The following is a 24,030-nucleotide window of genomic DNA, read 5'->3' on the forward strand; positions in this document are numbered from 1 at the left end:
CGGACGTCACCGGCGCCGCGTGCCGTCCTCCGGCACGCCGAGGATCTCGGCGAGGCTTCGGCGCTTGCAGAGCGCCGGCTGGACGGGGCCCGGCTCACCGGCGGCGGACTCGACGTACCTCCCGCCGAAACTCTTCGCCAGGGTCGGGCCCTGCTCGACGTGGAACCGCGTGCTCACCTTGACGTCGTCGGCCCCCAGCAGGAGGACGAGTGCGCCGATCTCCCGGGAGGCGGGCCCGGTGTTCTTCTGCGACGAGGTCGCGATCTTCCAGATCGTCCCGTCCGGGGCCCGTGCGACGGCGCCGCAGCCCCACAGGGACTTCTCGGCGGGCTGGGCCACGGTGATCGACAGCGAGAAGCCGCGGAAGCCGGTCGTCGGTGCCGGGGAGGGCCGGAAGAGAACCCGCGGTCCCGGTCCGAAGGCGACGCTGCGCAGGCGCTCGGCGGGCGCGGCGGCAGCACGGTCGCTCTCGGCTCCTGCGGCGACGCGGGCGACCTGGAGGCAGGACGCGTCCGTTGACATGCGATGCTCGTTCCCTGAACGTCAGAAAGGCCCCTGTCATGATCTTCATCACCGCCAAGTTCCGCGTCCGGCCCGAGGACGCCGACGCCTGGCCCGAGATCACCCGGGAGTTCACCGAGGCGACCCGCGCCGAGCCGGGCTGCCTCTGGTTCGACTGGTCCCGCAGCCTCGACGATCCCACCGAGTACGTACTCGTCGAGGCGTTCCGCGACGACGCGGCCGGCGCCGCGCACGTCGGCTCCGACCACTTCGCAGAGGCCCGCAGGACGCTGCCGCCGCACCTGGTGGAGACGCCGCGGATCGTCAACACGACCGTCCCGCAGGACGACTGGTCCGAGCTGGGCGAGATGGCGGTCCCGGCCGCGGACTGAGCCGGCCCGTGGGTCAGGGCGTCCGGTGCTCTCTCGTTCCGGACGCCCGACGGCCGGCGCTCAGCGCGCCGGCCGCCCCGCCCCGGTACCCGCGCACCACCTCGGCGTAGGCCCGCGCGCTGGGCTTGGGCCGGCGTTCGAAGGTGACGCGGTCGACCTCGTGCAGCCCGAGCTGCGCGCCGTACCCGAAGATCCACTCGAAGTTGTCCATGAGTGTCCAGTGGCAGTAGCCCAGCACGGGGGTGCCCGCGCCGGCCTCGGCGGCGAGCCCGTGGACCGCGGCCGGGACGAACGCGGCGCGTTGCCTGTCGTCCGGGGTCTGGATGCCGTGCTCGGTGACGAGGACCGGCACCCCCGACACCTCGTGGGCGTACCGGACCGCGCCGGCGAGGGACTCGGGCGCGATGACGGTGCCCATGCCGTTGAGTTCCCCCTCGGGCGTCACCTCGCCGTCGGGGCCGTGCACGATGCGCTCGTAGTTCTGTACGCCGATGAAGTCGTCGTCGCGCGCCTCGCGCAGCCAGTGCTCGTACACGGCGGCACGCTTGGCGTCCCGGCGTTCCTCGCCGCCGGGCAGGGCGACCTCGTCGGCGACGGCGATGGAGACACCGACCGGGAGGTCGCCGCGGCGCGCCTTGATCGCCTCGCGGGCGGCGCGGTGGGCGCGGGTGAAGGCATCCTGGAACTCCTCCTGCCGGTCGGCGGGGATGACGTTCGCGCTGGCGTAGGAGTCGCTCCCGGCGGCCCGCGCCGCGGCGGCGAGCATCCGCGTCTTCAGCGCCTCCGCCTCGGCCGGCAGTTTCGCGCCCGCCTGCAGCAGCTGTTCCAGGTTGGGTTCGTTGAGGGTGACGCCGTACGCGATCCGGTCGCCGAAGCGGGCCATGACGCGGTCGCACTGCTCGGCGAACCGGTCCGGGGCGTCCACGGCGGTCCAGGAACCGGCCGCCGCGAACCAGTGCGGGGAGGTGAAGTGGCAGAACGTCACGAGGGGCGCGAGGCCCCGGGCGAGGCAGCCGTCGACCATCCGCTCGTAGTGGTCGAGGGCCTCGGCCCGCACGAGACCGCGCTCGGGCTCGATCCGGGCCCATTCGACGGAGAAGCGGAAGGCGTTGAGGCCCAGTCCGGCGACCAGGTCGAGGTCCGTCTCCCACTGCTCGTAGCCCCGGCACGCAGGTCCGCTGGGTTCGCGGAACAGCGAGGGAGTGGTGTGCTCCAGGAACCAGGTGTCGGCGGCGAGGTTGTCGCCCTCGTTCTGGTGCCCCGCGGTGGCGACGCCCCACAGGAAGCCGTCGGGCAGGCTGATGTGTTCCATAGGTGTAGGTGTTCCTCGTAGTGGTGCGGTGGGCGGATCGGGACAGGTGGCCGGGTCGGCGGGTGTCACCGTGGGTCCGGCGGGAACGGGGTGTCGAAGGAATGCCGGCCGGGGCCCACCTCCACGGGCTGCGCGCCCGGGAGTTCGACCCGTGCGGTGGCCCCCGGCGGCACGAGGAGGTCGACCCGCAGCGTCCCGGCATCGAGGCGCCAGCCGGTCTCGGCCCGGCCGTGCGGAGTGTCGTGCGCGGCCCGCGCCCAGGTGAGGCCGGCGCCGGGACGGGGCCGGACCAGGAGCCGCCGGTAACCCGGTGCGGCGGGTGCCAGGCCGGCCACGGTGCGGTGGATCCAGTCGGCGACGGCGCCGAACGCGTAGTGGTTGAAGGAGGTCATCTCACCGGGGTTGACGCTGCCGTCGGGGAGCATGCTGTCCCAGCGCTCCCAGACGGTGGTGGCGCCCATGTCGACCTGGTACAGCCAGGACGGGCAGGCCCGCTGGGTCAGCAGCCGGTAGGCGGTGTCCACGTGTCCGGTGTCGGTGAGCGCCTCGCACACCAGCGGGGTGCCGAGGAACCCGGTGCCGATGCGGTGGTCGCCCTCGGCCACGAGGCCGGCCAGCCGGCGTCCGGCCTCGGCGCGCTCTGCGTCGTCCTCCAGCAGCCGGAAGCACAGGGCGAGGGCGTAGGCGGTCTGGGTCTCCTCCGTCAGCCGTCCGCCGCCGGCGTGGAAGCGGCCGCGGAAGGCGTCGCGGACGGAGTCGGCCAGGGCGTGGTAGTGCTCGGCGTCCTCCGGCTTCGCCAGCAGGTGCGCGGTGCGCGCCAGCAGCCGGCAGGAGTGCGCGAAGTAGGCCGTGGCGACCAGGGCGGAGGGGGTCATCGCCCGCCCGGGATCGTCCGCCGGGGCGGTGGGGTCCAGCCAGTCACCGAACTGGAAGCCCTCGCCCCAGATCCGGCCGGGGCCGGCCAGGCGGTCGACCGCGTCGATCCAGGCGCGCATCGAGGGGTACTGGGTGCGCAGCACCTCGGTGTCCCCGTAACGCTCGTACAGGACCCAGGGCACGATCACGGCGGCGTCGCACCAGCCGGTCATCGGGGGATTACCCGGCGGCAGCGGCACGGGAGTGATCACCGGGATGTCGGGGCTGAACACCGGCGGCACCCCCCGCGGGTCGTCGCCCTGGTCGGCGGCCAGGTCGCGCAGCCAGGAGCGCAGCAGGCCGCGGACGTCGTAGAGGAAGGCCGCGGTGGGGGCGAAGACCTGGACGTCGCCGGTCCAGCCGAGCCGCTCGTCGCGCTGCGGGCAGTCGGTGGGCACATCGACGAAGTTGCCGCGCATCCCCCACACCACGTTCTCGTGCAGCCGGTCCAAGGAGGCGTCGGAGCAGGAGAACCACCCCGTGCGGCGCAGGTCGCTGTGGAGCACCACGGCGGTGACGTCGGCCGGGTCCAGTGGGCCCGGCCAGCCGTCGATCTCGGCGTAGCGGAAGCCGTGGAAGGTGAAGCGGGGTTCCCACTCCTCGCCCTCCGGGGCGCCGCACAGGGTGTAGCGGTCGGTGGCGGTGGCGTGCCGCAGCGGGCGTGTGCACAGTTCGCCGTCCTCCAGGACCTCGGCGTGGCGCAGCGTGACGGTGCGGCCGGCCTCGCCGCGGACCCGGACGCGCAGCCGGCCGACGAGGTTCTGCCCGAAGTCGACGACGGTACGGCCGGCCGGCGAGGTGGTGACGGCGACGGGGGCGACGGACTCGATGCGCCGCACCGGCGGGCTGTCGGCGGGGAAGAGCGCGGCCGTGTCGAACTCCAGGACGCGCACCGGCTCCCAGGCCGAGTCGTCGAAGCCCGCTTCGCTGAAGCCGGCCTGCTCGCGGCGGGCGTCGTACTCCTCGCCCTCGTACAGACCGGCGGCGACGACGGGGGAGGGACCGCAGCGCCAGTGCTCCCCGGTCGTGAGGGTCTCGGCGGTGCCGTCGGCGTACTCGACGCGCAACTCGGCGAGCAGGCCCGTGTCCTTGCCGTAGATGTCCCGGGTGCCGCCGTTGAAGCCGAGCAGGCCCCGGTACCAGCCGTCCGCCAGGTGGGCGCCCCAGCCGTTGCGGCCCTCGTGGACCAGGTCGGTCACGTCGAAGACCTGGTAGCGGTGACGGTGGCGGTAACTGGTCCAGCCGGGGGCGAGCACGTGGTCGCCGACCACGGTGCCGTTGAGTTCCACCTCGTACACGCCGAGCGCGGTGACGCGGAGGCGGGCGGCGGCGACCGCGCCGCGCGCGGTGAACTCGGTGCGCAGCAGAGCGGCCGGCCGGGCGGCCGTGGCGGGCGGCTCCGGCTGTCGGCGAGGGGTGATGACGCGGGCGGTCCAGGGATGCGGCATGTCGAGTCCTCAGCGCGTGGGCGCCGGTGTCAGATGGGCGGCTCCGTGGGACGGAGATGAGCAGGCTCGATCATGCGCGCTAAAACCTAGTGAACGCTAGGTCTTCCCTTGTGTGATGTGGGTCACTGAATGCTCATCGCTCGCGGGGTGTGGCGTTCTCCCGGCCAACGCGGGATTTTTATAGTCATGAGCATGACAAGCGGTGAGAACGTGCTCGCGTCCTGCCGGCCTGACGGCTGCCGCTACAACCCCCGGCCGTCGGCGGAGACGGAGCGCATCAGCCGGTCGAGGTGGGCCCGCATCACCGCGACGAGGTCGAAGGACCGGCCGCAGGCGAGCCACTGCTGGCGCAGGCCGGCGTCCAGGGCCGCGCACTCGCGGGCGATGCAGTCGTGATCCAGGTCCGGTACGAGTTCGCCGTTGTGGCTGCCGGCGCGCAGCCGCTCCGCCAGCTCCTTCACGCCCTTCTCCTGCCAGCGGGCGAAGAACTCGTGGGCCGGATGGTCGGGAGCGGTCGCCTCGGCGGCGATCACCACGGCCAGTTCCACCATGCCCGGCATGGTGAGGGTCTCGGCGGTGTCCTCCAGGTGGCAGCGGAAGGCGTCCCGCACCGACTCCGAGACCCGCTGCCACTGGACGTCCATGCGTTCGTGCCAGTACTCGACGACGGCCAGCAGGAGTTGCTGCTTGTCGCGGAAGTGGTGCAGCAGCCCGGCGTCGGTGATCTCCGCGTCCCGGGCGATGCGGGCCAGGGAGGTCTTGCGGTAGCCGTCCTGTCCGAAGCGGAGCAGTGCCGCCTCGAGGATCTGGACGCGCCGGGCCCGGCCTGCCGTGTAGCCGCCGCGCGGCCCCCTGGGTGTCGCCATGACTGAACGGTACCGGGGGCGGTGCGGGGCGCCGGCGACAGGTCATCCACAGGCTCGGTCGGGTGACGTGGGTCACACTTCTAAAACCTAGCGTGCGCTAAGTGTTCGGGTCATCATCAACGTCACGCGACGACGGATCGCCGCCCGGTGACCTCCCCCGTGAACGCCGTCCGAACGGCGGCCGGTCTCTTCGCCCCCCTCCCCCCCACAGCGCCTCATCTTTCCTCTTCGGCACCTCCGTGAAAGGAGGGCTGGCATGACATCGACGTCGCCAAGCCCCTCACTCGACACCGCGCCCCCTGCCGAGCCGGGTGGACGATGGAACCTCCGCCTGGTCGCGGTGCTGATCGCGCTCGCCTGGCCCACCCAGTTGCTGGCCGCGGGCGGGATCCTCGGTGCCAACGCCACCGCGAGCGTCGCCCAGAGCTTCCACACCACCCAGGTCGCGTGGTTCGGTCTGACCCTCACGCTGGCGTCCACCCTCCTCACGCCGTTCGCCATCAAACTGGGCGACCTGTACGGCAGGAAGCGCGTCATGCTCGTCATGATGGCGCTGGGCGCCGGCGGTGAGGCCCTGGCGGCCTTGGCCGGGGAGTTCTGGCTGGTGCTGGTCGGCCGGGCCGTCGCCGGGTTCTACGGTCCCTTCGGCGCCCTCTCCTTCGCCGCGGTCCGGGACATCTTCCCGTCCCGGCTGGTCAAGTCGGCCAGCGGCATCATGGGCAGCAGCGTCGGCCTGGTGGCCCTCGGCACACCGTTCCTGGCGGGCTGGCTCGTCGACAACTGGGGTTACCGGGGCGCCCTCTGGTTCCTCGCCATCGCCACCGCCGTCGCCTTCCTGCTGGTCGCGCTGCTGGTGCCGCGGACACCGCGGTACGCCTCCGCGGCGGGCTTCGACTGGCTCGGCGGCCTGGTGCTGGGCGGCGGTCTGACCGCCGTGGTCTACGCCGTCGGCCAGGGGCAGAGCTGGGGCTGGGCCGACGCCAGGACGCTCGGCTGGCTCGCCGCCGGAACCGCGGCCCTGGTCGCCTTCCTGTTCGTCGAGCGGGCCCACGCCCACCCGATCCTGGACCTGCGGGTGCTGCGCCGCCGCCCCGTGGCTCTGGCGCTCACGGCGGGTGGTCTCGCCCAGACGGTCGCGTTCACCCTGCCGGGCCTGGCCATCCTGCTCGCCCTCTTCCCGCACATCCCCGGTGTCTCCGCCGGCCTGGGCTGGACGGCCCAGCACAACGCCGTGGTCAGCGTCAGCTGGAACCTGGTGATGTTCGCCACCGGTCTCCTGGTCAGCCGCTTGCTGCGGCACCTGGACCCGCGCAAGGTGTGGATCGCCGGGCTCGTGGTCATGGCGTTCGGCTACACGCTCGTGGGCTTCTTCCACGGCAACGAACTCGAACTGGCCCTGACGTCCTGCGTCGCCAACATCGGCTCGGGCGTCGTGGTCGCGGGAGCGCCGGTGCTCGTGGTCGGTGTCGTCTCGCCCGAGGAACAGGGGCTGGGCAGCGGCATGCTCAACATGCTCATCAGCCTGTTCGGCGCCATCGTCACCGCGGGCGCGTACGCCCTGCTCAACGCGCACAGCACCGTGGTCGACGGCACCGCCTTCTACCAGGACGCCGGGTACGCGTGGGTCTTCTGGCTCGGCGCCCTCGTCACCCTCCTGGCCCTGGCCCTCTCCTTGCTCATCCCCCCGCTGCGCGACCCGGAGGCCGACGACGCGGTTCCCGCCTGAGCGGAGCGGCCCCGACGGGACCGGCCGGCCCGGGAAGGGGTGGCCAGGCGCCACGGTGCCTGGCAACCCCGCGGGGACCGCTCCCGGCCGCCCGGCAGGGCGACGTCGTCCCGGTTCTCGGGGCTGATGTCGCCTCAGTCCCCGGGGCTGATGAGGAGGAGAGCGATGTCGTCGCCCGGGGTGGGGGCGTGCCGGACGAGGGAGTCGGCCATGACGTCGAGGTCGGTGGGGTCGGCCTGTTCCAGCAGGCCGGCCAGGGCCGCGGTCGCGTCGTCGGGATCGACACCGGGGGCCTCGACGAGACCGTCGGTGTAGAGGGCGAGCACACAGCCCGGCGGCAGGGGGAACTCCCGGGTCGGGTACTGGGAGTCCGGTTCGACCCCGAGCAGGAGACCGGGGGGAACGCGCAGGAGTTCGGTGCGCCCGTCGCTGTGGCGCAGCAGGGGCGGTGGGTGGCCGGCGGTGGCCAGGCACGCCCGCTGGGCGGCGAGATCCAGGTGGACGTAGACACAACTGGTGAACAGGCCGGGGTCGAGGTCCGTGAGCAGCCGGTTGGTGCGCGCCAGCACGCTGTCGGGGGAGACGCCCACGGTGGCGTGGGCGTGGACTGCGGTGCGGACCTGCCCCATGAGGGCGGCGGCGTCGACGTTGTGTCCCTGTACGTCGCCGATGGTGGCGCCGGCGGTGTGGGTGTCGAGGTGGATGAGGTCGTAGAAGTCGCCGCCGACGCCCACCCCTCGGGCAGCCGGAAGATAGCGGGCGGCGACTCGCAGACCGGGGACCCGGGGCAGCGTGTGCGGCAGCAGGGCGGACTGCAGGCGGTGGGCGAGGCGGTGTTTGGCGTCGTAGAGCCGGGCGCGGTCCAGGGCCTGGCCGACCAGTCCGGCCAGTGACATCAGCACGGCGCGTTCGCCGGGCGGGAAGACATGGCGCCGCCGGTAGGCGAGGAGGAGCGAGCCGATGGGACGGCCGGAGGCGATCAGCGGGAGAAAGGCCCACGACGCCATCCCGTCCTCGTGCACGGTGGACGGATGGGCGTTCCGGATCTCCTCGAAGCTCGTGAAGAACTCCGGTAGACCGGTGGCCAGGACCTTGGCGCCGGGAACGTCCGAGCCCAGGGGAAGGGCGTCGTAGCGGTCCATCAGCTCGGCACGGAAGCCGCGGTGCCCGACGATCCTGAGCCGGCCCTCCTCGCCGGTCATCAGCACCATGCCCTGCGCTCCGAGGGCGGGCAGCAGCTGGTCGGCGGCCTGCTCGGCCACGTCCCGCACCCCGACGGCCTCGGTGAGGGTGGAGGCCAGGTGCATCAGGTGGTACAGCACAGCGGCACGGCTGGGACCCGCGGTCGGCACGGGCCGTGCGGAGGCGGGGTCCTCGGACGGTCCGCTGCGCGTGATGCGGACGCTGACGCCGGAGGCGTCCGGATACAGCTCGAAGGCCAGCCACACATCCGGGGGGCGCAGGGCGGTGAACGCCTGTGGCTGCCGGCTGACCAGCGCGGCCCGGTAGCGGTCCTCCACCTGGGGGACGTCCATCCACGGCAGCGCTTCCCAGGGCAGGGAACCCACCAGATCGTCGGCGTCGCCGCCGAGGAGACCGGCGGCGGCCGGGGTGACGAAGGTGAAACGGCCGTGCATGTCCAGCGCGCAGGATCCTCCCGGCAGCCGGTCGAGGAAGGCCGCGACCGCCGACACCTCGGCGGGGGAGGGGGCGCGCCCGGCCGGGGGCGGCAGCAGGCGCGGCCGGTCGACGGGGAGCACCGGGTCACCGCGCTCCGCGGCCTGTCGCAGGAGGTCCCCCAGACGGTCGCTGCCGCTACGGACGGCGTCGCGCTCGTCCCGGCTCAGCCGCGGCGGGTGGTTACCGGAGAAGAGCAGCACCAGCCCGCCCTGGATCGCGGCGCCGGAGGCGACCGGAGTGGCGGCCAGCGCGAACTTGTACGGCAGGACGAGCGCGGGCCGGGGGTAGCGGCGTGCCATCTCCTCCTGACCGCCGACCCAGACCAGACGCCGTTCGCGTACCGCGTCCGCCACCGGCATGGGATCGGTCAGCGCGATCCGCCTCCACGGGGTGGTGATCTCATGCGGAGCCCCCGCCACCATCACCAGCCACAGCGCCTCCCCGTCCGGCGGCAGCACGTACAGCAGCCCGCCGAACGCGCCGCTCTCCTGGAGCACGGCTGTCATCGCGGTGTCCATCAGTTCCCCACCCGCCCCCGCACGCGTGGTGACGCGAAGGTCCGGACGGCGCGTACGGCATGCCGACGGCGCCGTACCGGCCGGCGCGCTGGACAGCGGCGGCGACGGCGGCCGCCGAGCCCGGCCGACTCTGGCAGGGCCGCACCGCACCAGCCGCACCGAACATCGCCCATATGCGGACACTACGCCCGAATCACTGCGGCGGCACATCACCTGGGACGGGGTCGAACGAGGCGGCGCGGGGCCGGCGGCTCGATGCTTCGCGACCGACGCCGTCCCTCCCCCGTGGTCGTCCGTGGTCGATCGCAACCGCCACTTCGCTTTCACCGCGCGAGGAGAAAGAATAAAGTAAAGGAAAAGGTGCGTTCTCTGATCTTCCCGACTCTTCCGGCCTTCATGGGCCGACGCCGGCAGTTGTCGAGTCGCACGGACACCCCGACCGGTGAGGGGCGCGTCATGGATCCCTGGCTGATCTGGTTGATCATCGCGGCGGGGCTGGTCGTCGTGGAGATCTTCACTCTCACCGCCGCGCTCGGAATGCTGGGCGTGGCCGCGCTGGTCACCGCTGGAATCGCGGCGACCGGGCTGCCGCTGCCTTTCCAGTTTCTGGCGTTCGGCATTCTGTCCGCAGCCACCTTGCTGTTCGTCCGCCCCGTCGCGCTGCGCCACGTTCGCCAGCCGCAACCGGCACGGTTCGGCACCGACGCGCTGGTCGGCAGGCCCGCCCATGTCCTGTCGGAGGTGACGGGGGCCGACGGCCGGGTGCGCATCGACGGTGAGGAGTGGACGGCCCGCTCCTACGACGAGACGCTGGTGATCTCGGCCGGAACGACCGTCGATGTCATCGAGATCAGAGGCGCCACGGCGCTCGTCTACCCCCGGGACTGAAGCGATGGATATCTCAGCTGCTCTTGTCGTCGGCCTGATCGTCGCCATCGTCGTGATCTTCACTTTGGTCCGGGCGGTACGTATCGTGCCGCAGGCGCGGGCCCGTAACGTCGAGCGGCTCGGCCGTTATCACCGGACCCTGAATCCCGGGCTCAGCGTCGTCATTCCCTATATCGACCGGGTGCACCCGTTGATCGATCTGCGGGAACAGGTCGTCTCGTTCAGACCGCAGCCGGTCATCACCGAGGACAACCTGGTGGTCGAGATCGACACCGTCCTTTACTTCCAGGTCACCGATCCGCGCGCGGCGTTCTACGAGATCGCCAATTTCCTGCAAGGCGTCGAGCAGCTCACGGTCACCACCCTGCGCAATGTCGTCGGATCCATGGATCTCGAAAAAACCCTCACGTCCCGCGACACGATCAACAGTCAGCTCCGCGGGGTCCTGGACGAGGCCACGGGCAAGTGGGGGCTGCGGGTCAACCGGGTGGAGATCAAGGCCATCGATCCCCCGCAGTCGATCAAGGACGCGATGCAGAAGCAGATGCGTGCCGAGCGGGACAAGCGGGCCGCGATTCTCGGTGCCGAGGGGCAGCGCCAGTCGCAGATCCTGACGGCGGAGGGTGACAAACAGGCCGCCGTCCTGCGGGCGGAGGGCAACCGGACGGCCGCGATCCTCCAGGCCGAGGGCCAGTCCCGGGCCGTCGACGAGGTGTTCCAGGCCGTGCACCGCAACGATCCCGACCCGAAACTCCTCGCCTACCAGTACCTCCAGGCCCTGCCGCAGCTCGCGCAGGGACAGGGCAACAACTTCTGGGTGATCCCCAGCGAGATCACCTCCGCGCTGCACGGGGTGTCCCGGGCCTTCAGCGAGGTGCTGCCGCCGTCCGCGGCCACCCGTGACAAGCCCTCCGACGGTGACACGTCCGCTCAGGCCGCGAACGACACGGCGCGGGCGGCGGAGGCCGCCGCCGAGGCTCTCGCCGACGCGGCCGAGGCCGATGGCGCCACACCGGCGGAGAGCTTCTCGTCCGGTCGCCCGCGGACGTCATGAGGAGGCCGGGGCGTACGGGTCGGGATCGGTGCCCAGGGCGCGGAAACCCTTGCAACCCTTGAACGGGTCGCTCTTGTGCACCGTGTGGCTGCCGGTGTGCTTCGAGTACGGCTCCAGGGCGAAGATCTCCTGCGCGATGCCGTCGTCGAAGAACCACGGGCCGGTGAAGTCGACCTTTCCGCTCGTGGCCCCGGGCGTCGTGGAGCCAGATCTCCACGGCTTCGGTGACACTGATCATCCATTGCACGCAGGCGCTGCCGGCCGAGGCCGAGGGCGCCGAGCCCGGCGTAGTAGCCGACGAGCGTGGACAGTTCGGGTGCGGACGGCCGACCAGGCGGCGTGTTCGAAGACATCGGTGGACCAGGGGCACCGCCCTCGCGCAGAACCCGCAGCTCCGCTTCGGTGAGCCCCACGGCCGTGCCCACCGCCTTATGGGCATACCGTTCGAAAGCGCTGTCCCATACGGCGGCGATCACCGGCATCGGTGGTCTCGCGCACCCGGGGCGGCGGCCCGGAGCCGAAGCGGATGGCCGAGCCCAGGGGCTGGAGCGCACCGCCCGGCCGGGGGCTGGTCAGCATGGCGTTGCGGCGCCGTGCGGGGAGCGCTGTTCGGGGAAGAGCCGGTCCAGGCGGAACAGGGCCGGCCGACCTGGGGGTGTCCAGTGACGTCACGACCGCGTTCCCGTCCCGTCGGCCACCTCGCGGGCCGGTGACGCCAGGTCCGCTTCGGTGAGCAGTCGGCCTTCGTGTGACATGAGCGCGCGGGCCCGCCGCGGTACCTCGTCCACCTGCCCGACCGCGGTGTCGCCCCGAGCGCGGGTGAAGGCGTTCGTGCCGGTCACAGGGTGGTTCACAGGCCAGGTGACATACCGTCAGCACTTCGCCCGTGCGGGCGAGCTACTGCGGGGGACCCGGCAACGCCGACCTGACCGCACCACGATGGCGTTCGAAACGCTGTACGACCGCCCTGAGCGCCCCACGTGGCGGTGGGACGCTCGAACCGGGACGTCAGGTGGGGGCCGCACACCGGTCACGGCCGCCGCCGGTCAGATCAGTCCCGTCCAGGTGCAACCCCATCCCGGCTGGCACTGCCAGCCTCTGGCGTCGCGGCCCGCGGCCGGGCCGGGATCACCGGTGACGGTTCCGTCGTAGCCGTACTGTGGCGGAGGGTCGCCGTAGAGAATGCCGGGAGCACCGGTCTGGGGGTTGGTGTACTCGCCCAGTTTGTGCAGGTAGGGCTCGTAGAAGTTCCACCTGCCGCGTTCGATCGCCGCTCCCTGGATCGGCAAGGTGAGTGACATGGTTGCTCCATCGTCATCGTCGTGTCGGAGGCGCCACGCGGTCCTTCTGGGTATCGCCCCTGACTCCTGACAGCCGTCACGGGACAGGCGGTGCCTGCGTCCGCCTCGTCTCGCGCGATCGCGTACCCACCGGTCGGAGGCGCCGGCGACGCGGCACAGGCTCTGTCGCCGACGCGCGACGATCCCGAAGGAGCACCTCGGAGGACGCCTGGGGGGAGTTCTCAGAGGAACAGCGACGCCAGACCCGCCAGGAGCGGGAGGACGTCTGCCTCGACCCCGGGGGTGTCCGTGTCGGCACTCGCGGGCACGGTCGCTGTGCGGTCGATCGGGGGGTTCTGCTGCGGCATCTGCAGCATGGCGGACGCCGGCTGGACCCCGTCTCGCGTGATCTGCTCATTCATGTGCTTCTCCTTCCATCGTAGGCGTGCCGGCCGGAAGGCAGAAGGGACGCTGTGCGCCCGGTGCCGCTGCGAGCAGAGGCACCGTCGCCCAGGGGTGTCCTTTTCGTTTCCCGGCGGGACACCGAGGTCACCGGGACGCCGGCGGTCCGGGAAGGACCCGAGGCCGCCGACGCACGACAACCTCACTTACCGGAGGCGAGCCTCACTACAGGAAGCTCTTGATGATGTCGAGCAGGCTGGCTGCCTCGACGCCTGCGGTGTCCGTGTCGGCACTCGCGGGCACGGCCGCTGTGCGGTCGATCGGGGGGTTCTGCTGCGGCATCTGCAGCATGGCGGACGCCGGCTGAACCTCGTCCTGCGTGATCTGCTCATTCATCGTGTTCTCCTTTCACCTTCTCCATGCCGGCGGGGAAGTCCCCCGCCCGCATGCTCATGAGCGGGCGGCACCGCGCTGGTTCGTCGTCCCGGGCCGCTACGCCACGATCATGGGGAACAGGCCGCCGGGCTTCCCCCATGGAGGCGTGCCGAAGCCGCTCCACGGGTCGTCCCAGAAGGGGTTGGCCACGATGTCGGCCTCGACGCCCCGGGTGTCGCCGCCGGCGCCCGGGGGCATGGCCGCCCGGTCGATCGGGGGTACCTGTGCGGGCATCTGCAGCATGGCCGGGACCGCCGTGTTCTCCAGGGGTTGGTATGTCATGGACCTTTCCTCTCGCCGTCAGGTCAGCAGGTGCGACCGTTGACCAGGAGGGGCGGACACGTTCCTCGTCGGGGTGTGCCGCCGTCATCGGCGCGTCGAGCGCCCTCAGAACCACCCCAGGAAGCTGGGCACGGCTTCGATGAGCTGACCGACCGAACTGCCGATCACTTCGTCGAGGGTTCCGCCCAGCGCCCCGAAGAGGTCGAAGTCCGCCTCGATGCCGGCGGTGACGCCGAGCGCGCCGACGGCCGCGGCTGTGGTGCGGACCACCGGAGGTTTCTGCGGGGGCAGCTGGAGAGCGGCCGGGCCGGTGGTGTCCGCCGGGGGCTGGTTGATCGTCATGGGAGTCTCCTCCCTGTGTCCGGAGGGGTGGGCCTGCTGTCAGGTGGTCAGCCCGTGCTGCTGGAGGTAGCACATCTGCCGGGCCGGCCCGGTCAGACTGCCGCAGCCCGAAGCGGCGCTTTCCACGCCGGCTCCGGCGGGCCGGGCCGCCTGTTCGGAACGGTCGTCCCGGTACACGGGCGGTACCTGCACCGGAGGGGTGATCGTTGGCCAGTTGTTCGAGTCCATGGTGTGACCTCCTTGTTCTCACTGCTCGGCGTTGGCGCACTGCTCGGCCGCGTTGGCCGGCCGCGTGCCTCAGGAGCCGATGAAGTGGTGCACGGGACCGAGGCTGACAGGGTCGTCGCTGACGTCGAAGGTGAACAGGTACGAGACCCTCGCTCGCCGGTCGTCCTCGGGGTCGAAGAAGTGGAGCGTGACGTCGTAGCACTCCGAATTGGGTCGGCAGTACGGACTCTTGGCGACGGTGATGGTGTCGAGGGTGTAGAAGTTCCCGGTCGAACCCGGAACGTGCTGAGCGGACATGATGCCCTCTTGGATCTGGGCTCCGACGAGGAACGCGTTGGTGCCGGCGGCGTTCAGGGCCCGGTCGGCGGCGCTCTGGCCGAGGTTGCGGAACTGCCAGTAGATCTTGTCCAGGAGAGCACGCACGGTTGTCCTGAGATCGGCCTCCCTGACCGCTGTCTCGGACTTCTTCTCGGCGTAGACCGTCTTGACCGCCCCGGCCACCGCGTCGACGAGCGCGGCCTCGTTCCAGGTGGCCAGTTGGTCGGTCGCCCGTACCCTGACCAGCGGAACCACCTGCCCGGAGTACAGACGCGTCGTGCGGCCCGTCAGCTCTCCGGGGATCGACACGCGTGAGACGTAGTTCGGGTCGTCCGGTGGCTGTATCTGACCCAGGATCGCGTCCCGGAAGATCCGGTGCACGTGCGAGACCGGCGGGTACATGAGTGTCTCGAGGGTCTGGGCGAGACCGGCAGTGTTCTCGGCGGTGGTCTTCGCCGCGGCTCCGACCTGGTCCGGCGTCGCCTTCGGGTTGCTGATCAGAGGTTGGTGCCAGTCCATGCCCATGGGCGTCTCCGCCTCGAGCGCGTAGATGGCCGTGCTGTCCAGCATCAGCGTCCAGGTCAGCTTGTCGCACATCCACGGCTTCTTCGCGAGGAAGGCGTACAACTGCCGTGGGTCGTAGATGTTCGGCGGGTTCTCGGTCTCCTTGCCGTCCCTGTTCGGCCCCGGGACCGCGGGCATCTGCTGGCGGAAGAAGTCCCTGCGGGCCTCGGTCTGGTAGTCGAAACCGATCGTGCCGATCGCGTAGATCAACTGGCGGCGCGTACCGTTGCCGCTTCCGCCGCACTGACAGCCGGATGCTGTAGTGCCCCCGCAGCCGCAGTCCGACGCGGGAGGCCTCTCCTGCACCTGGGCGTGTCCCACGGGCGCCGCGGTGGTGGGCGTCTCGGCCGCGTCGGCGGTTGCGCCGGAAGCGGCGGCGGTTGCGGGAGGGATGTCCATGGCATTGCTTCCTTCGCTCACGTGTGGCTCGGGAGACGGATCCTGGGGCGCGGACGTCTCGGTGGTGTGGCTGTCCGGCCGGGGTGACGCGGGTTCCGCCTCACTCGCGAGGAGCGCCCCGAGCGGTCGGCCGGTCGGTGCGTCGTCAGCGCTGCGGACCGTTTCACCCGCGCTGTCGACGCCCTCGCTCATGTCTGCTTGATCGGTGTGCATGGCACTGGTTCCCTCGTTCGGTACGGACCGGGGCAGGCCGGGCGACGAGGACTCGCCGGCGGCGTTCACCCCCGGCTCAGCGGAGACGGACCCGGCGTGCCACGCCGCAGGCCGCACGGTGCGGGGCGGGATCGGAGCCGGGTCGGGATCGTTCGCGCTCGCGCCTCGCGTGACGAGGCGGTAGGCGCCGGCGGCGTCGAGACGGCCGCCGAGGTACCGGCGGCACTCGGGTGAGTCGCCGGGGGAACAGGACGGGCTCGTCGCCGTGTCGAGGATGGCCTGTCCGGCCTCGAGCGGGGCGGCACCGCGTTGGGCCCGGAGTTGGGCCGCGACCAACAGCGCGGCGACCCCCGAGACCGCGGGAGTGGCGAAGCTGCTGCCGGTCAGCGTCCGCTGCCGCCCGCCCGGTGCCGCGCCCTCGATGTCCAGGCCGGGGGCGAGAACGCCGTTCTTGCCGTACGCGGCACCCCAGTTGTTGCTCTTGAGGGGTTCCCCCGTCGGCCCCGCCGCCCCGACGGCGAGTACGGACGGCGCCGCGGCGGGTGCCTGCAGACAGTCGCACCCGTCGTTTCCCACAGCGGCGACGACGAGGACCCCGTTGTCCTCACACAGCCGCAGCGCTCGCTCCAACATGCTCTCGGCGCGACCGTCGGGAGTACGCTCCCCGCCGCTGACATTGATGATGTGCGCGCCTTCCTGCACGGCTCGCTCTATGGCGCGCGCCAAGTCGAGCTGTGGCACCCGCCAGTCCTCGGAGTCCCGGAACACCGGGAGGATCAGTCCCCGGCACCGTGGGGCGACACCTGTCACAGGGCTGTTGGGCTGTCCGAAGAGCAGGCTCGCCACATGCGTGCCGTGCACGGACATCGGCCCCGCACCGGCCGGGTCCTGCACCAGGGTGTCCAGCCGTGTGAGGTCGGCGCCCGCGAAGCAGGGGTGCGAGAGGTCCACCGGTCCGTCGAGCACGGCGATGCACACCTCGGGGTCACCGAGGAGTTCCTGCTGTTGAGCGAGACCGTTGAGCACGGACCGGATGCGCATTACAGGTTTCCCTTCAATCTCCCGGAGCCCGGTCGCCGGTCACTCTTCGGCAACTGCGGCACGACCGGGACGAGACCGACTCGGGACAAGAGTCCCCCGCGTCCGTCTCCGTGGCGTGCCGCGCGATGTCGCGGGTGCGTCTTTCTGGCGTCGCCGGTGCGTTGCTCACGCGTTTGTGCACGCCAGAAGCGGTGCGGCAGTACCCGGCAAGGGTGCGTTGCGGGTGCGGTCGGCAGGTGCCGGTTGCACAGTGGTGGGTGTGTCCTGGAATGGCATCCACCTCGAACTCCTGAGGCCCTTCGAGCTGCTCCGCGCCGGCCGCAGGCTTTCCGTTCCCTCGGGGGCGCAGCGCCTGCTGGCGTACCTCGCGCTGCAGGAAGACGGAGCGCACCGGATGACGGCGGCTGAGCGGCTGTGGCCCGACTGCACTCCCGCTCGTGCGTCGGCGAACCTGCGGTCGGCGCTGTGCCACGCGCGGCGGATAGACTCGGTCGCCTCGATCGAAAGTGTCGGGCAGCGCTTGTCCCTGGCCCCGTCGATACAGGTCGATCTGCACCTGGTGCAGGATGCCGCTCGTCAGGTCATCGCCGGTCTGAGCCCGTTGCCGGCCGGGCCGGACCATCTCATCGGTGATCTGAGCCGGGAACTGCTGCCGGGCTGGGCCGAGGAGTGGCTGTCCCTGGAGCGGGAGCGCTGGGACCAGACCAGGGTGTACGCGCTGGAGAGTCTGGCCCAGCAGTTCCAGAGTGCGGACCGTTACCTCCCCGCTCTCCAGGCCGCGCTGGCGGCCATCGCCGTCGATCCCTTCCGGGAGACTCCTCATCGCATCGCCATAGAGGTGCACATAGACGAGGGCAACATCGCCAGTGCCGTCAAGCGCTATCAGGACTACCGGGCGTTCCTGCACAGGGAACTGAGGGTCGCGCCTTCTCAGCAGATGGCCCAGCTGATACGGGACTTGATGCCCACCTAAGTGCCGCGCCGTGGCGCCGGTGACCTTCCCGGCCCCATGCGGGACGAGCAGCGCCGTTCGCCACTGAGCGGCCGGGGACCTGCGACGGTGTGGCCACATGACACCGACGACGGGGAAGGGGCAGGGGAACCGGATGCGGTGCCCGTTGGCCGAGACCACCACAAAGACGGCCACAGGTCATCGCGCAACTGTCCGAAGCCAACGGGCGGTTCGCAACCCCAGGGCCTGCACGACGGCCTTGTCGCAGCGTGACCGGCTTCGCTGACTGCCAGGGCACACGGGGTCTCGCCGTGGTTCCACCGGACCGGAGCGGTGATCGCCTCTCGGCGACGTGGATCGGGCAGACCAGAAACGGGCGCGGAACCAGGCCTTGCGCGTGGTGTGGTACGTGTAGGCGCGCGTGCTGTGGGTCCGCCACCGTCACCGCTTCACCGGCCGCGGCGGGCCGGCAGGAAAGCCGGTCGCACTCCCCGCGCTTGACGAACCGTCCGTCTCACGGGACAAGGCCGGAGGCGCGCCGGACCACGAAGTACTGGGTTCAGGGCGGCCCCGAGGACTGGGAAGGACGGCTGCGTTGTCGCCACACATGGCCGGCACGCTGCTGGTGACCGCCGACGCGGCAGGGCGCGATCCTGTCCGACGCCACCGGACACCCGCCCTGCTTCCGGGGCTGCTGCGGCGACCGGCCCTCCGGCGTGGCGGCGGTCAGACCGGATCGAGCAGGGTGAGCCGTTCCATCGGTACGTAGTCGAGCAGGGTGGAGTCCCAGTGGGTCGCCCACACCGAGCCGTCGCGTGCCACGGCGAGCACCTCGACGTCGCCGGTGCCCTGGCAGCACGCGGTGACGACATGCGCGAGCTTCGGCGGCGTCCCGCCTATTCGCCGGAGCGCGGTCCACACGCCCGTCGCCGTCGACAGGAACGTGTTGTAGAGCATGCCGTCGAGGCCGATCACGAACACGTCGAGGAACGCGGACGACCGGCTCGTGGCGGCGATCCGGGACGAGGGTTCCAACGCCACCGCCCCGCCGCCGATCTCGCGCGTGGCGCCCCACAGCGACGCCGTGGTCCACGGAGTGCTGTAGAGCCGGAGCTTCGGATCGCCGTCGCGGCGCCCGATGAACGGGACCTCGATGAGGTCGGGACCGGGGCTGCACGCCGCGAGGTTCGTCATCGTGTGTGCGCGGACGAGAGGGTCGCCGATGGCGAAGGAATTGCTCCAGTTGCCTGGTCCCAGAGAGAAAGACGTGCGCGGCACGGAGTCGCTGCCCACCCAGAACAGGTCCAGGAGGCCGGTCTTGCGGCTCAGTGCGGCAAGACCGTTCGTACGGAGCACGAAGGGCGCGGCGGGCCCGGCCGGAGCCTGGAGGTGGTCGAGGACGGTCCAGGTCTGGGTGGTCCCGTCCCACCGGCTGCCCGCGATGTTGTCGGCCTGCCGGTCGTGAGCGAACACCTCGGGCGCCCCGCCCTTGCGCCGGGCGATCACGACACCCGCGAGCGGGTCGATGATCACCGTGTCGCTCTCGGGCACGTTGAACTCCTGCCAGGCCCCGGACGCGACGTGCCGGAAGGTGTGCACGTGCCAGGTGCGGTCGTCACCGCTGTCCCACAGGGCGAGCCCGGCGAGCCAGTCGGTCAGTGCCGACATCGGCGCGAAGGGGTTGAGGGAGGCCGCCGAGACGGGCCCGTCGAGATCGGCGTCGAGCGTGGCCGCGCCCGGCGACCAGGTCACCCGGGCGGCCTTGCCCCGGCGCACCGCGAACGCCCCGAGCCAGTCGGTCGTGCCGGGCGCGCCGACGACGGGCCCGCCGCGCACCTCGCCGGGCTGGCTGCCGCTCTCGGGGAAGGCGGGGTTGCGTACGACGGCGACATTGGCGTCGATGTTCGGGAACCCGGTGACGGGGCCTCCGGCGGGCTGCCCGATTCCGAACCGCCACTGCCGGGCGATGGCGTCCCGGTCCGGCGCCTCGCCGCCCGTGCTGTTGATCGGCGGCGTCGCGAGCTTCACGTTGCCGTCCACGAGCGTGATGCCGCCGGCGGACGCCGGAAGCAGGTTGACGTTCCACACGTAAAGGCCCGGGTACTCCTTGCGGAAGGCCAACGAGGACGGGGGGTGGCAGTAGACGCCGGGCCGGTACCCGAGTTCGGCGAGCCGGTGGAACCAGGCCGTGCAGTACTTCCTGCCCGTGTCCGCCGGCGGGCCGCCCGCCTCCCAGTCCAGATAGATCACCGACCCCTGCGGGAGTCCCGCGCTCGTCGCCTTCACGGCGGCGTCCTCGGCGTTCGCCACGGCGATCTGTACCCGGACATCGATCGGCCCGTCCTGGTTGTTCGGGTCCTGCTGCCCCCAGTAGATCGGCAGGAGCCCCCACACCGGCCGCAGGTCGAACCATCCGTTCATCCAGCCGCCCACGGGATTGGTGCCGATACCGCCCATCCGGTTGTGGCCGTTCACCGGCTTCGTGACCGGGATCTCGCCGACAGCCGGCGCAGGCGAATCGAGGTACATGCCCGTCCAGTAGATGTTGGAGAAGTCCCAGATCGCGTCCATCACGGACTTCCCCGGATACTTGCCCGTGTCCATTCCGGCGTAGAGCATGGCGGTGCCCTTTCCCCGCCCGGCCGTCCTGGGCGCGTGCGCCCGTGGCGCCAGGGCGCGTTGTGCTGTCTCCCCTTTCCAGCATGGCCCTGGGCTCACGCTCCTGCCATCGGAGGCACGCTCCGGCCCGGATCGCGGGTGCCGCCCCGCCCGCTCGGGCCGCGGGCCGGTGCCGACGCTGAACTGCCGTACGCAGCGGCCGGTTCGCCGGGGGACGACACTGACGGCCGGCGGGACGGGACGCCTCGCCCGGGAGAAGAGTGAAACCTTTCAGGGCATTACATGGGGAACCGGAGAGTCCCGGGTGAAGGGCTCGGGCAAGCTCACTGCTGCTCCGCCCGGTGCCGCGGACGCGGCGGCCGCAGAGCATCGTCCACGTGCCGCTGAGGAAGGGCCTCACCGTCGGCTTCCCCAGGGTGACACGGAGGACGGAGAGCCGGCACTGCCGGGCGGGGCTCCGAGATGGGGAACCTCACGCAGCAGGACGTCGACACCACTGCTCGGCGAACAGACCGACTGCGCGGGCGAGATCGCTGTCCTCTCCGCGGCGAAGAGTGCGACGAACCAGAACACCCGTATCGACATGAGGAACGAACCGGAGGCCCGCGGTACAACGACATGACGCTCGTCGAGACCGCCCACGGCGACGACAACGCCGAGAACATCGACGACTACGACTTCTGAGGCCCTCCGGACACCGGTTCGGCGCTCATGCCCGGGGTGTGCGAGCCGTCAGGAGCCCACCACGTCCACGAAGACCGGGTTGGAGTAGAACCAGGTGTCGGTCCACGGATCGCCGTCACCGGGGGTGTGCGCCACCGGCCCGTGCGGGTCGACGGCGGCGCCGAGCGGACCCGCCGCGTGCCGGTTGCCGTCACTGCCGCGCAGCCGGACGTAGAACGGCTCGGCACCGGCGGTCAGCGGGACCCGCAGGGTGTAGGTCCCCGTGCGGCCGGTGACGTCCTCGGTGCGTATCACCCGGGTGTCGGGTGCCCGCCAGTCGTCCCGGTCGGCGACCGGCCCGCGTACCGCACCCCGGACGACGTCCACGTGGGCGAGGTTCGGCAGTACCCCGTGCGGGTTGGGGCGTGAGGCGCTGGTCACGGTGATGTCGAGGACGAGCCGCTCACCGCGGCGCACCCGCAGCCGGCCGCCCAGGGTCACCCCGCGCCCGTGGTCCCCGGCCCGCCGTACCCGTACCTCCAGGCCGTCCAGCAGGTGCCCGTGGTCCACCCAGACCCGCCCGGCGCGCAGCCCCGCCATCACCGGCCGGTACCCGTAACGGCTCACACCGACGTGGGTACGGCTGAACTGGCCCGGCCAGAAGTCGCTGCCCGCCTGTGCCGTGCCCGTCTCGACCGGGTCGGGCAGCTTTCCGGTGTTGTCGAAGGTCTGGCCGGGAGCCCAGTCGCCGTTGCGCAGGGTGTCGTGGACGACGCGGTGGGCGTCGGAGTTGGCGGTGACCGAGAACAGCCGGCCCTCGGCCAGCATCGAGTCCCACAGCCCGCCGACGGTCGCGGTCGCCCAGTCGAAACCGCCGTAGGTGACATAGGCACTGGCGGGGTAGCCGGACCAGGACTGCGCCGACGGCTTGTTCTCGTACTCGCCGCGCACCGACGCCGCTCCGCGCAGGCCGGGGATGGCCGCGCCCTGGGCGCCGGGGGACCCCTCCATGCCGACCATGATCCCCTCGGCGGCGTCCCGCCAGGCGCGCAACTCGTGCGGGGAGTCGATGCCGAGGCGCAGCGGGTGGTTGGCGAAGGCCAGTACGTCGTCGACGTAGCCGGAACGGCGCTGCCGGGCCAGCCACTTCAGCGCCGCGACGGCGTGCGCCTCGTTGCGGGCGGTGTCGGTGTCGGCGGCGCCGCCCTTGTCGTAGCCGAGCAGTTTGCCGTCGTAGCGCCGTTCGAACCGGGTGAGCAGGTCGGCCTCGTGCCGACCCGGGGCGACGAAGACGGTGGCGTGCTCGGCGGCCGGGATGTACCACTCCAGGCCCTGGAAGATCAGCTGTCGCGGGTTCTCGGCCCGTGCCGCGAGGATCTCCCGGTGTTCCAGTGCCGCCCCGTACTCGGCGTGACCGGTGTTGGAGTGTTCGGTGAACACCATCCAGTCCAGGCCGTACCGGGCGCCCGCGGCGGCCAGTTGGGAGAACGTGTACTTGGCGTCATGGCTGTAGACGGAGTGGACGTGGTGGTCGCCGACCAGGTAGGCCAGGCGCGGATCCTCGCCGCCGAGCCGGCCCCGTCCGCCGCCGGCGGCCAGGGCGGGCGCGGCCGGCGCGAGGGCGAACGCGGTGCCGAACAGGCCCGCCCGCCGCAGGAGCCGACGCCGGGAGATGCCCTGCGCGTCGAGTCCGGCGGGGGAGACGGACGGGTCGGCCCAGGAGGGCAACTGCTGCTCGGTCATGAGGTCCTCTGCTGTTCGGATGTGCCGGTGCGGCGACGAAGGGGCGGGCCGGGCGCGGCCCCGCGTCCCGCGCGGGTGGCGGCGTTCCGCACCCGCTACGGCCGGGCACCCGCACACCCGGCCGGGCTCGCGTCGCGCACCCGCTGGACGATGCCGGGACCGTGGTACGGCCACGGGAAGCCGTCATGACGAACCGGCGTACACCAGATGGCCGGGCCATCCCCCTGAGCGTCCTCCGGCGGAGCCGTGCCCGGACCAGGGCGGCGGCACCCGCACCGCGGGGCATGCCCGCACCGTCCTCCACCGCGGGACGCGAAAGCCGGGCACCCCGTGCACGCAGCGGAACGCTGGAGGCCGCGCCTCGTCCCGGGCCCGCCCCGCTCAGGCACCGCCGGACGGACGGCCTCCTCCCCGCCCGTCCTCTCTACCCTTGGCCCCGGCCCCGGCCGGAGACATTGGCCGTGAGCAGTCGCAGCAGTTGCTTGGCCGTGGCGTCCTGTTCGGGCGTCAGCCCCATGGCGTCGCCGATGGCGAGCGGGACGTCGGCGGCCCGGTCCCGGAGGGCGGCCCCGGCGTCGGTGAGGCGGATGGCGACGGAGCGTTCGTCGTCGGTGCGGCGCTCGCGGCGCAGCAGACCGCCCGCCTCCAGGCGCTTCAGCAGCGGGGAGAGGGTGCTGGACTCCAGTTGCAGTGCCGCGCCCAGGTCCCGGACGGAGATCGAGTCCCGTTCCCACAGCACCAGCAGGACGAGGTACTGCGGGTAGGTCAGGCCGAGAGCGTCGAGCAGCGGGCGGTAGCGCGCGGTGACCGCGCGGGAGGCGGCGTACAGGGCGAAGCACAGCTGGTCGTCCAGGAGGAGGGACCCCTGCGGGGACGAGGGCGGTTCGGTCGGGGTCGTGCGCACGGTGCGGCTCCCGGGTCGGGCACGGTTCACAGCACGGACATCTTATCGGGTTTCTGTCGACCGCCAATGAGTTGCGCGCGACTAAATAGCGCGCTACTTTCCTGGGGTGCCGCCGCTTCCCGGTAAACCGCCGACGAGGCCCCGACGGCACACCTGAACCGAGGAGTCCGCCATGAGCGACGCCACCCCCGTCCGCCCCGTCCTGGAGCCCGCCGCCCAGGCCTTCGCCGAGGCGACCGCGAACCCGCCCTACCTGTTCGACCTTGCGCCGGCCGAGGGCCGCAAGGCGGTGGACGAGGTGCAGTCCGGTGACATCGCCAAGCCGGCGGTGGACGAGGAGTGGAT

Annotated in this window: 22 protein-coding genes and 1 pseudogene; 7 read left to right on the plus strand and 16 right to left on the minus strand. The window is 71.6% G+C overall.

The genetic code is table 11. The features are described from left to right. Positions 1-6 precede the first annotated feature (6 nt). A complete protein-coding gene (locus tag ACZ3IG_RS25480; RefSeq protein WP_467434899.1) occupies positions 7-522 on the minus strand; it encodes an immunoglobulin domain-containing family protein in 516 nt (171 codons plus the stop codon). Positions 523-560: 38 nt separating this feature from the next. Here ACZ3IG_RS25480 and ACZ3IG_RS25485 point away from each other — a divergent pair, with 38 nt between their 5' ends. After that, entirely contained in the window at positions 561-893 is a 333-nt protein-coding gene (locus ACZ3IG_RS25485; protein WP_467434900.1) for a putative quinol monooxygenase, read from the plus strand. Between the two features lie 13 nt (positions 894-906). On the opposite strand, the gene ACZ3IG_RS25490 is transcribed toward ACZ3IG_RS25485, so the two are convergent. The 3 genes from ACZ3IG_RS25490 to ACZ3IG_RS25500 all read right to left on the minus strand — a co-directional run bounded on the left by ACZ3IG_RS25490 (position 907) and on the right by ACZ3IG_RS25500 (position 5,434). Further along, positions 907-2,205: a family 1 glycosylhydrolase gene (locus ACZ3IG_RS25490; protein ID WP_467434901.1), complete on the minus strand. Its 1,299-nt coding sequence runs from the start codon at positions 2,203-2,205 to the stop codon at positions 907-909. Positions 2,206-2,270: 65 nt separating this feature from the next. Beyond that, entirely contained in the window at positions 2,271-4,568 is a 2,298-nt protein-coding gene (locus ACZ3IG_RS25495) for a family 78 glycoside hydrolase catalytic domain (RefSeq protein WP_467434902.1), read from the minus strand. Between the two features lie 242 nt (positions 4,569-4,810). Next, the gene (locus ACZ3IG_RS25500) at positions 4,811-5,434 is read right to left on the minus strand and encodes a TetR/AcrR family transcriptional regulator (RefSeq protein WP_467434903.1); all 624 of its coding nucleotides are present in this window, start codon (positions 5,432-5,434) and stop codon (positions 4,811-4,813) included. A gap of 256 nt (positions 5,435-5,690) precedes the next feature. Between ACZ3IG_RS25500 and ACZ3IG_RS25505 the strand changes: the two genes are divergently transcribed. After that, complete coding sequence (locus ACZ3IG_RS25505) at positions 5,691-7,160, plus strand: MFS transporter (protein WP_467434905.1); 1,470 nt, start codon at positions 5,691-5,693, stop codon at positions 7,158-7,160. Positions 7,161-7,294: 134 nt separating this feature from the next. On the opposite strand, the gene ACZ3IG_RS25510 is transcribed toward ACZ3IG_RS25505, so the two are convergent. Beyond that, complete coding sequence (locus tag ACZ3IG_RS25510; protein WP_467434906.1) at positions 7,295-9,358, minus strand: SpoIIE family protein phosphatase; 2,064 nt, start codon at positions 9,356-9,358, stop codon at positions 7,295-7,297. A gap of 456 nt (positions 9,359-9,814) precedes the next feature. Between ACZ3IG_RS25510 and ACZ3IG_RS25515 the strand changes: the two genes are divergently transcribed. Together ACZ3IG_RS25515 and ACZ3IG_RS25520 are read left to right on the plus strand one after the other, a co-directional pair. After that, positions 9,815-10,246 carry an NfeD family protein gene (locus ACZ3IG_RS25515; protein ID WP_467434907.1) on the plus strand — a complete coding sequence of 144 codons (432 nt, stop codon included), beginning with the start codon at positions 9,815-9,817 and terminating at the stop codon, positions 10,244-10,246. A gap of 4 nt (positions 10,247-10,250) precedes the next feature. Next, entirely contained in the window at positions 10,251-11,300 is a 1,050-nt protein-coding gene (locus tag ACZ3IG_RS25520) for an SPFH domain-containing protein (RefSeq protein ID WP_467434909.1), read from the plus strand. Here ACZ3IG_RS25520 and ACZ3IG_RS25525 read toward each other — a convergent pair. From ACZ3IG_RS25525 to ACZ3IG_RS25560, 8 genes are all read right to left on the minus strand, one after another. Beyond that, positions 11,295-11,531: a hypothetical protein gene (locus tag ACZ3IG_RS25525; protein ID WP_467434910.1), complete on the minus strand. Its 237-nt coding sequence runs from the start codon at positions 11,529-11,531 to the stop codon at positions 11,295-11,297. The genes ACZ3IG_RS25520 and ACZ3IG_RS25525 overlap by 6 nt on opposite strands. Positions 11,532-12,346: 815 nt before the next feature. Then, positions 12,347-12,601, minus strand: coding sequence for a hypothetical protein (locus ACZ3IG_RS25530; protein ID WP_467434911.1), 255 nt, complete (start codon positions 12,599-12,601; stop codon positions 12,347-12,349). Between the two features lie 221 nt (positions 12,602-12,822). After that, a complete protein-coding gene (locus ACZ3IG_RS25535) occupies positions 12,823-13,002 on the minus strand; it encodes a hypothetical protein (RefSeq protein ID WP_467434913.1) in 180 nt (59 codons plus the stop codon). A 205-nt stretch (positions 13,003-13,207) separates the two neighbouring features. Continuing rightward, positions 13,208-13,378 (minus strand): hypothetical protein, encoded by a 171-nt coding sequence (locus tag ACZ3IG_RS25540; protein ID WP_467434914.1) that lies wholly within the window; start codon positions 13,376-13,378, stop codon positions 13,208-13,210. 96 nt (positions 13,379-13,474) lie between these two features. Continuing rightward, positions 13,475-13,699, minus strand: a complete 225-nt coding sequence (locus tag ACZ3IG_RS25545; RefSeq protein ID WP_467434915.1) for a hypothetical protein — start codon at positions 13,697-13,699, stop codon at positions 13,475-13,477. 105 nt (positions 13,700-13,804) lie between these two features. Beyond that, entirely contained in the window at positions 13,805-14,041 is a 237-nt protein-coding gene (locus tag ACZ3IG_RS25550; RefSeq protein ID WP_467434916.1) for a hypothetical protein, read from the minus strand. A 39-nt stretch (positions 14,042-14,080) separates the two neighbouring features. Further along, positions 14,081-14,269, minus strand: a complete 189-nt coding sequence (locus ACZ3IG_RS25555) for a hypothetical protein (RefSeq protein ID WP_467434918.1) — start codon at positions 14,267-14,269, stop codon at positions 14,081-14,083. A gap of 69 nt (positions 14,270-14,338) precedes the next feature. Next, positions 14,339-16,804, minus strand: a complete 2,466-nt coding sequence (locus ACZ3IG_RS25560; protein WP_467434919.1) for a S8 family serine peptidase — start codon at positions 16,802-16,804, stop codon at positions 14,339-14,341. Between the two features lie 259 nt (positions 16,805-17,063). Here ACZ3IG_RS25560 and ACZ3IG_RS25565 point away from each other — a divergent pair, with 259 nt between their 5' ends. Next, a complete protein-coding gene (locus tag ACZ3IG_RS25565) occupies positions 17,064-17,777 on the plus strand; it encodes an AfsR/SARP family transcriptional regulator (protein ID WP_467434920.1) in 714 nt (237 codons plus the stop codon). 705 nt (positions 17,778-18,482) lie between these two features. On the opposite strand, the gene ACZ3IG_RS25570 is transcribed toward ACZ3IG_RS25565, so the two are convergent. Then, positions 18,483-20,375 carry a glycoside hydrolase domain-containing protein gene (locus tag ACZ3IG_RS25570; protein WP_467434921.1) on the minus strand — a complete coding sequence of 631 codons (1,893 nt, stop codon included), beginning with the start codon at positions 20,373-20,375 and terminating at the stop codon, positions 18,483-18,485. A 462-nt stretch (positions 20,376-20,837) separates the two neighbouring features. Here ACZ3IG_RS25570 and ACZ3IG_RS25575 point away from each other — a divergent pair, with 462 nt between their 5' ends. Further along, positions 20,838-21,059, plus strand: coding sequence for a hypothetical protein (locus ACZ3IG_RS25575; RefSeq protein ID WP_467434922.1), 222 nt, complete (start codon positions 20,838-20,840; stop codon positions 21,057-21,059). Positions 21,060-21,107: 48 nt separating this feature from the next. Here the strand turns inward: ACZ3IG_RS25575 and ACZ3IG_RS25580 are convergent, their stop codons facing one another. Both ACZ3IG_RS25580 and ACZ3IG_RS25585 read right to left on the minus strand, forming a co-directional pair. After that, entirely contained in the window at positions 21,108-22,781 is a 1,674-nt protein-coding gene (locus ACZ3IG_RS25580; RefSeq protein WP_467434924.1) for a PHP domain-containing protein, read from the minus strand. 424 nt (positions 22,782-23,205) lie between these two features. Continuing rightward, positions 23,206-23,685, minus strand: coding sequence for a MarR family winged helix-turn-helix transcriptional regulator (locus tag ACZ3IG_RS25585; protein ID WP_467434925.1), 480 nt, complete (start codon positions 23,683-23,685; stop codon positions 23,206-23,208). Between the two features lie 172 nt (positions 23,686-23,857). Here ACZ3IG_RS25585 and ACZ3IG_RS25590 point away from each other — a divergent pair. Continuing rightward, positions 23,858-24,030, plus strand: a pseudogene (locus tag ACZ3IG_RS25590) (esterase); the annotation flags it as partial.

The organism is Streptomyces sp. NPDC016677 (genome assembly GCF_055562815.1).

Bases quoted from the DNA above. Each gene is read 5' to 3' on its own strand.
- ACZ3IG_RS25480 (WP_467434899.1), bottom strand. From the start codon at position 522: ATGTCAACGGACGCGTCCTGCCTCCAGGTCGCCCGCGTCGCCGCAGGA.
- ACZ3IG_RS25485 (WP_467434900.1), top strand. From the start codon at position 561: ATGATCTTCATCACCGCCAAGTTCCGCGTCCGGCCCGAGGACGCCGAC.
- ACZ3IG_RS25490 (WP_467434901.1), bottom strand. From the start codon at position 2,205: ATGGAACACATCAGCCTGCCCGACGGCTTCCTGTGGGGCGTCGCCACC.
- ACZ3IG_RS25495 (WP_467434902.1), bottom strand. From the start codon at position 4,568: ATGCCGCATCCCTGGACCGCCCGCGTCATCACCCCTCGCCGACAGCCG.
- ACZ3IG_RS25500 (WP_467434903.1), bottom strand. From the start codon at position 5,434: ATGGCGACACCCAGGGGGCCGCGCGGCGGCTACACGGCAGGCCGGGCC.
- ACZ3IG_RS25505 (WP_467434905.1), top strand. From the start codon at position 5,691: ATGACATCGACGTCGCCAAGCCCCTCACTCGACACCGCGCCCCCTGCC.
- ACZ3IG_RS25510 (WP_467434906.1), bottom strand. From the start codon at position 9,358: ATGGACACCGCGATGACAGCCGTGCTCCAGGAGAGCGGCGCGTTCGGC.
- ACZ3IG_RS25515 (WP_467434907.1), top strand. From the start codon at position 9,815: ATGGATCCCTGGCTGATCTGGTTGATCATCGCGGCGGGGCTGGTCGTC.
- ACZ3IG_RS25520 (WP_467434909.1), top strand. From the start codon at position 10,251: ATGGATATCTCAGCTGCTCTTGTCGTCGGCCTGATCGTCGCCATCGTC.
- ACZ3IG_RS25530 (WP_467434911.1), bottom strand. From the start codon at position 12,601: ATGTCACTCACCTTGCCGATCCAGGGAGCGGCGATCGAACGCGGCAGG.
- ACZ3IG_RS25535 (WP_467434913.1), bottom strand. From the start codon at position 13,002: ATGAATGAGCAGATCACGCGAGACGGGGTCCAGCCGGCGTCCGCCATG.
- ACZ3IG_RS25540 (WP_467434914.1), bottom strand. From the start codon at position 13,378: ATGAATGAGCAGATCACGCAGGACGAGGTTCAGCCGGCGTCCGCCATG.
- ACZ3IG_RS25545 (WP_467434915.1), bottom strand. From the start codon at position 13,699: ATGACATACCAACCCCTGGAGAACACGGCGGTCCCGGCCATGCTGCAG.
- ACZ3IG_RS25550 (WP_467434916.1), bottom strand. From the start codon at position 14,041: ATGACGATCAACCAGCCCCCGGCGGACACCACCGGCCCGGCCGCTCTC.
- ACZ3IG_RS25555 (WP_467434918.1), bottom strand. From the start codon at position 14,269: ATGGACTCGAACAACTGGCCAACGATCACCCCTCCGGTGCAGGTACCG.
- ACZ3IG_RS25560 (WP_467434919.1), bottom strand. From the start codon at position 16,804: ATGCGCATCCGGTCCGTGCTCAACGGTCTCGCTCAACAGCAGGAACTC.
- ACZ3IG_RS25570 (WP_467434921.1), bottom strand. From the start codon at position 20,375: ATGCTCTACGCCGGAATGGACACGGGCAAGTATCCGGGGAAGTCCGTG.
- ACZ3IG_RS25575 (WP_467434922.1), top strand. From the start codon at position 20,838: ATGGGGAACCTCACGCAGCAGGACGTCGACACCACTGCTCGGCGAACA.
- ACZ3IG_RS25580 (WP_467434924.1), bottom strand. From the start codon at position 22,781: ATGACCGAGCAGCAGTTGCCCTCCTGGGCCGACCCGTCCGTCTCCCCC.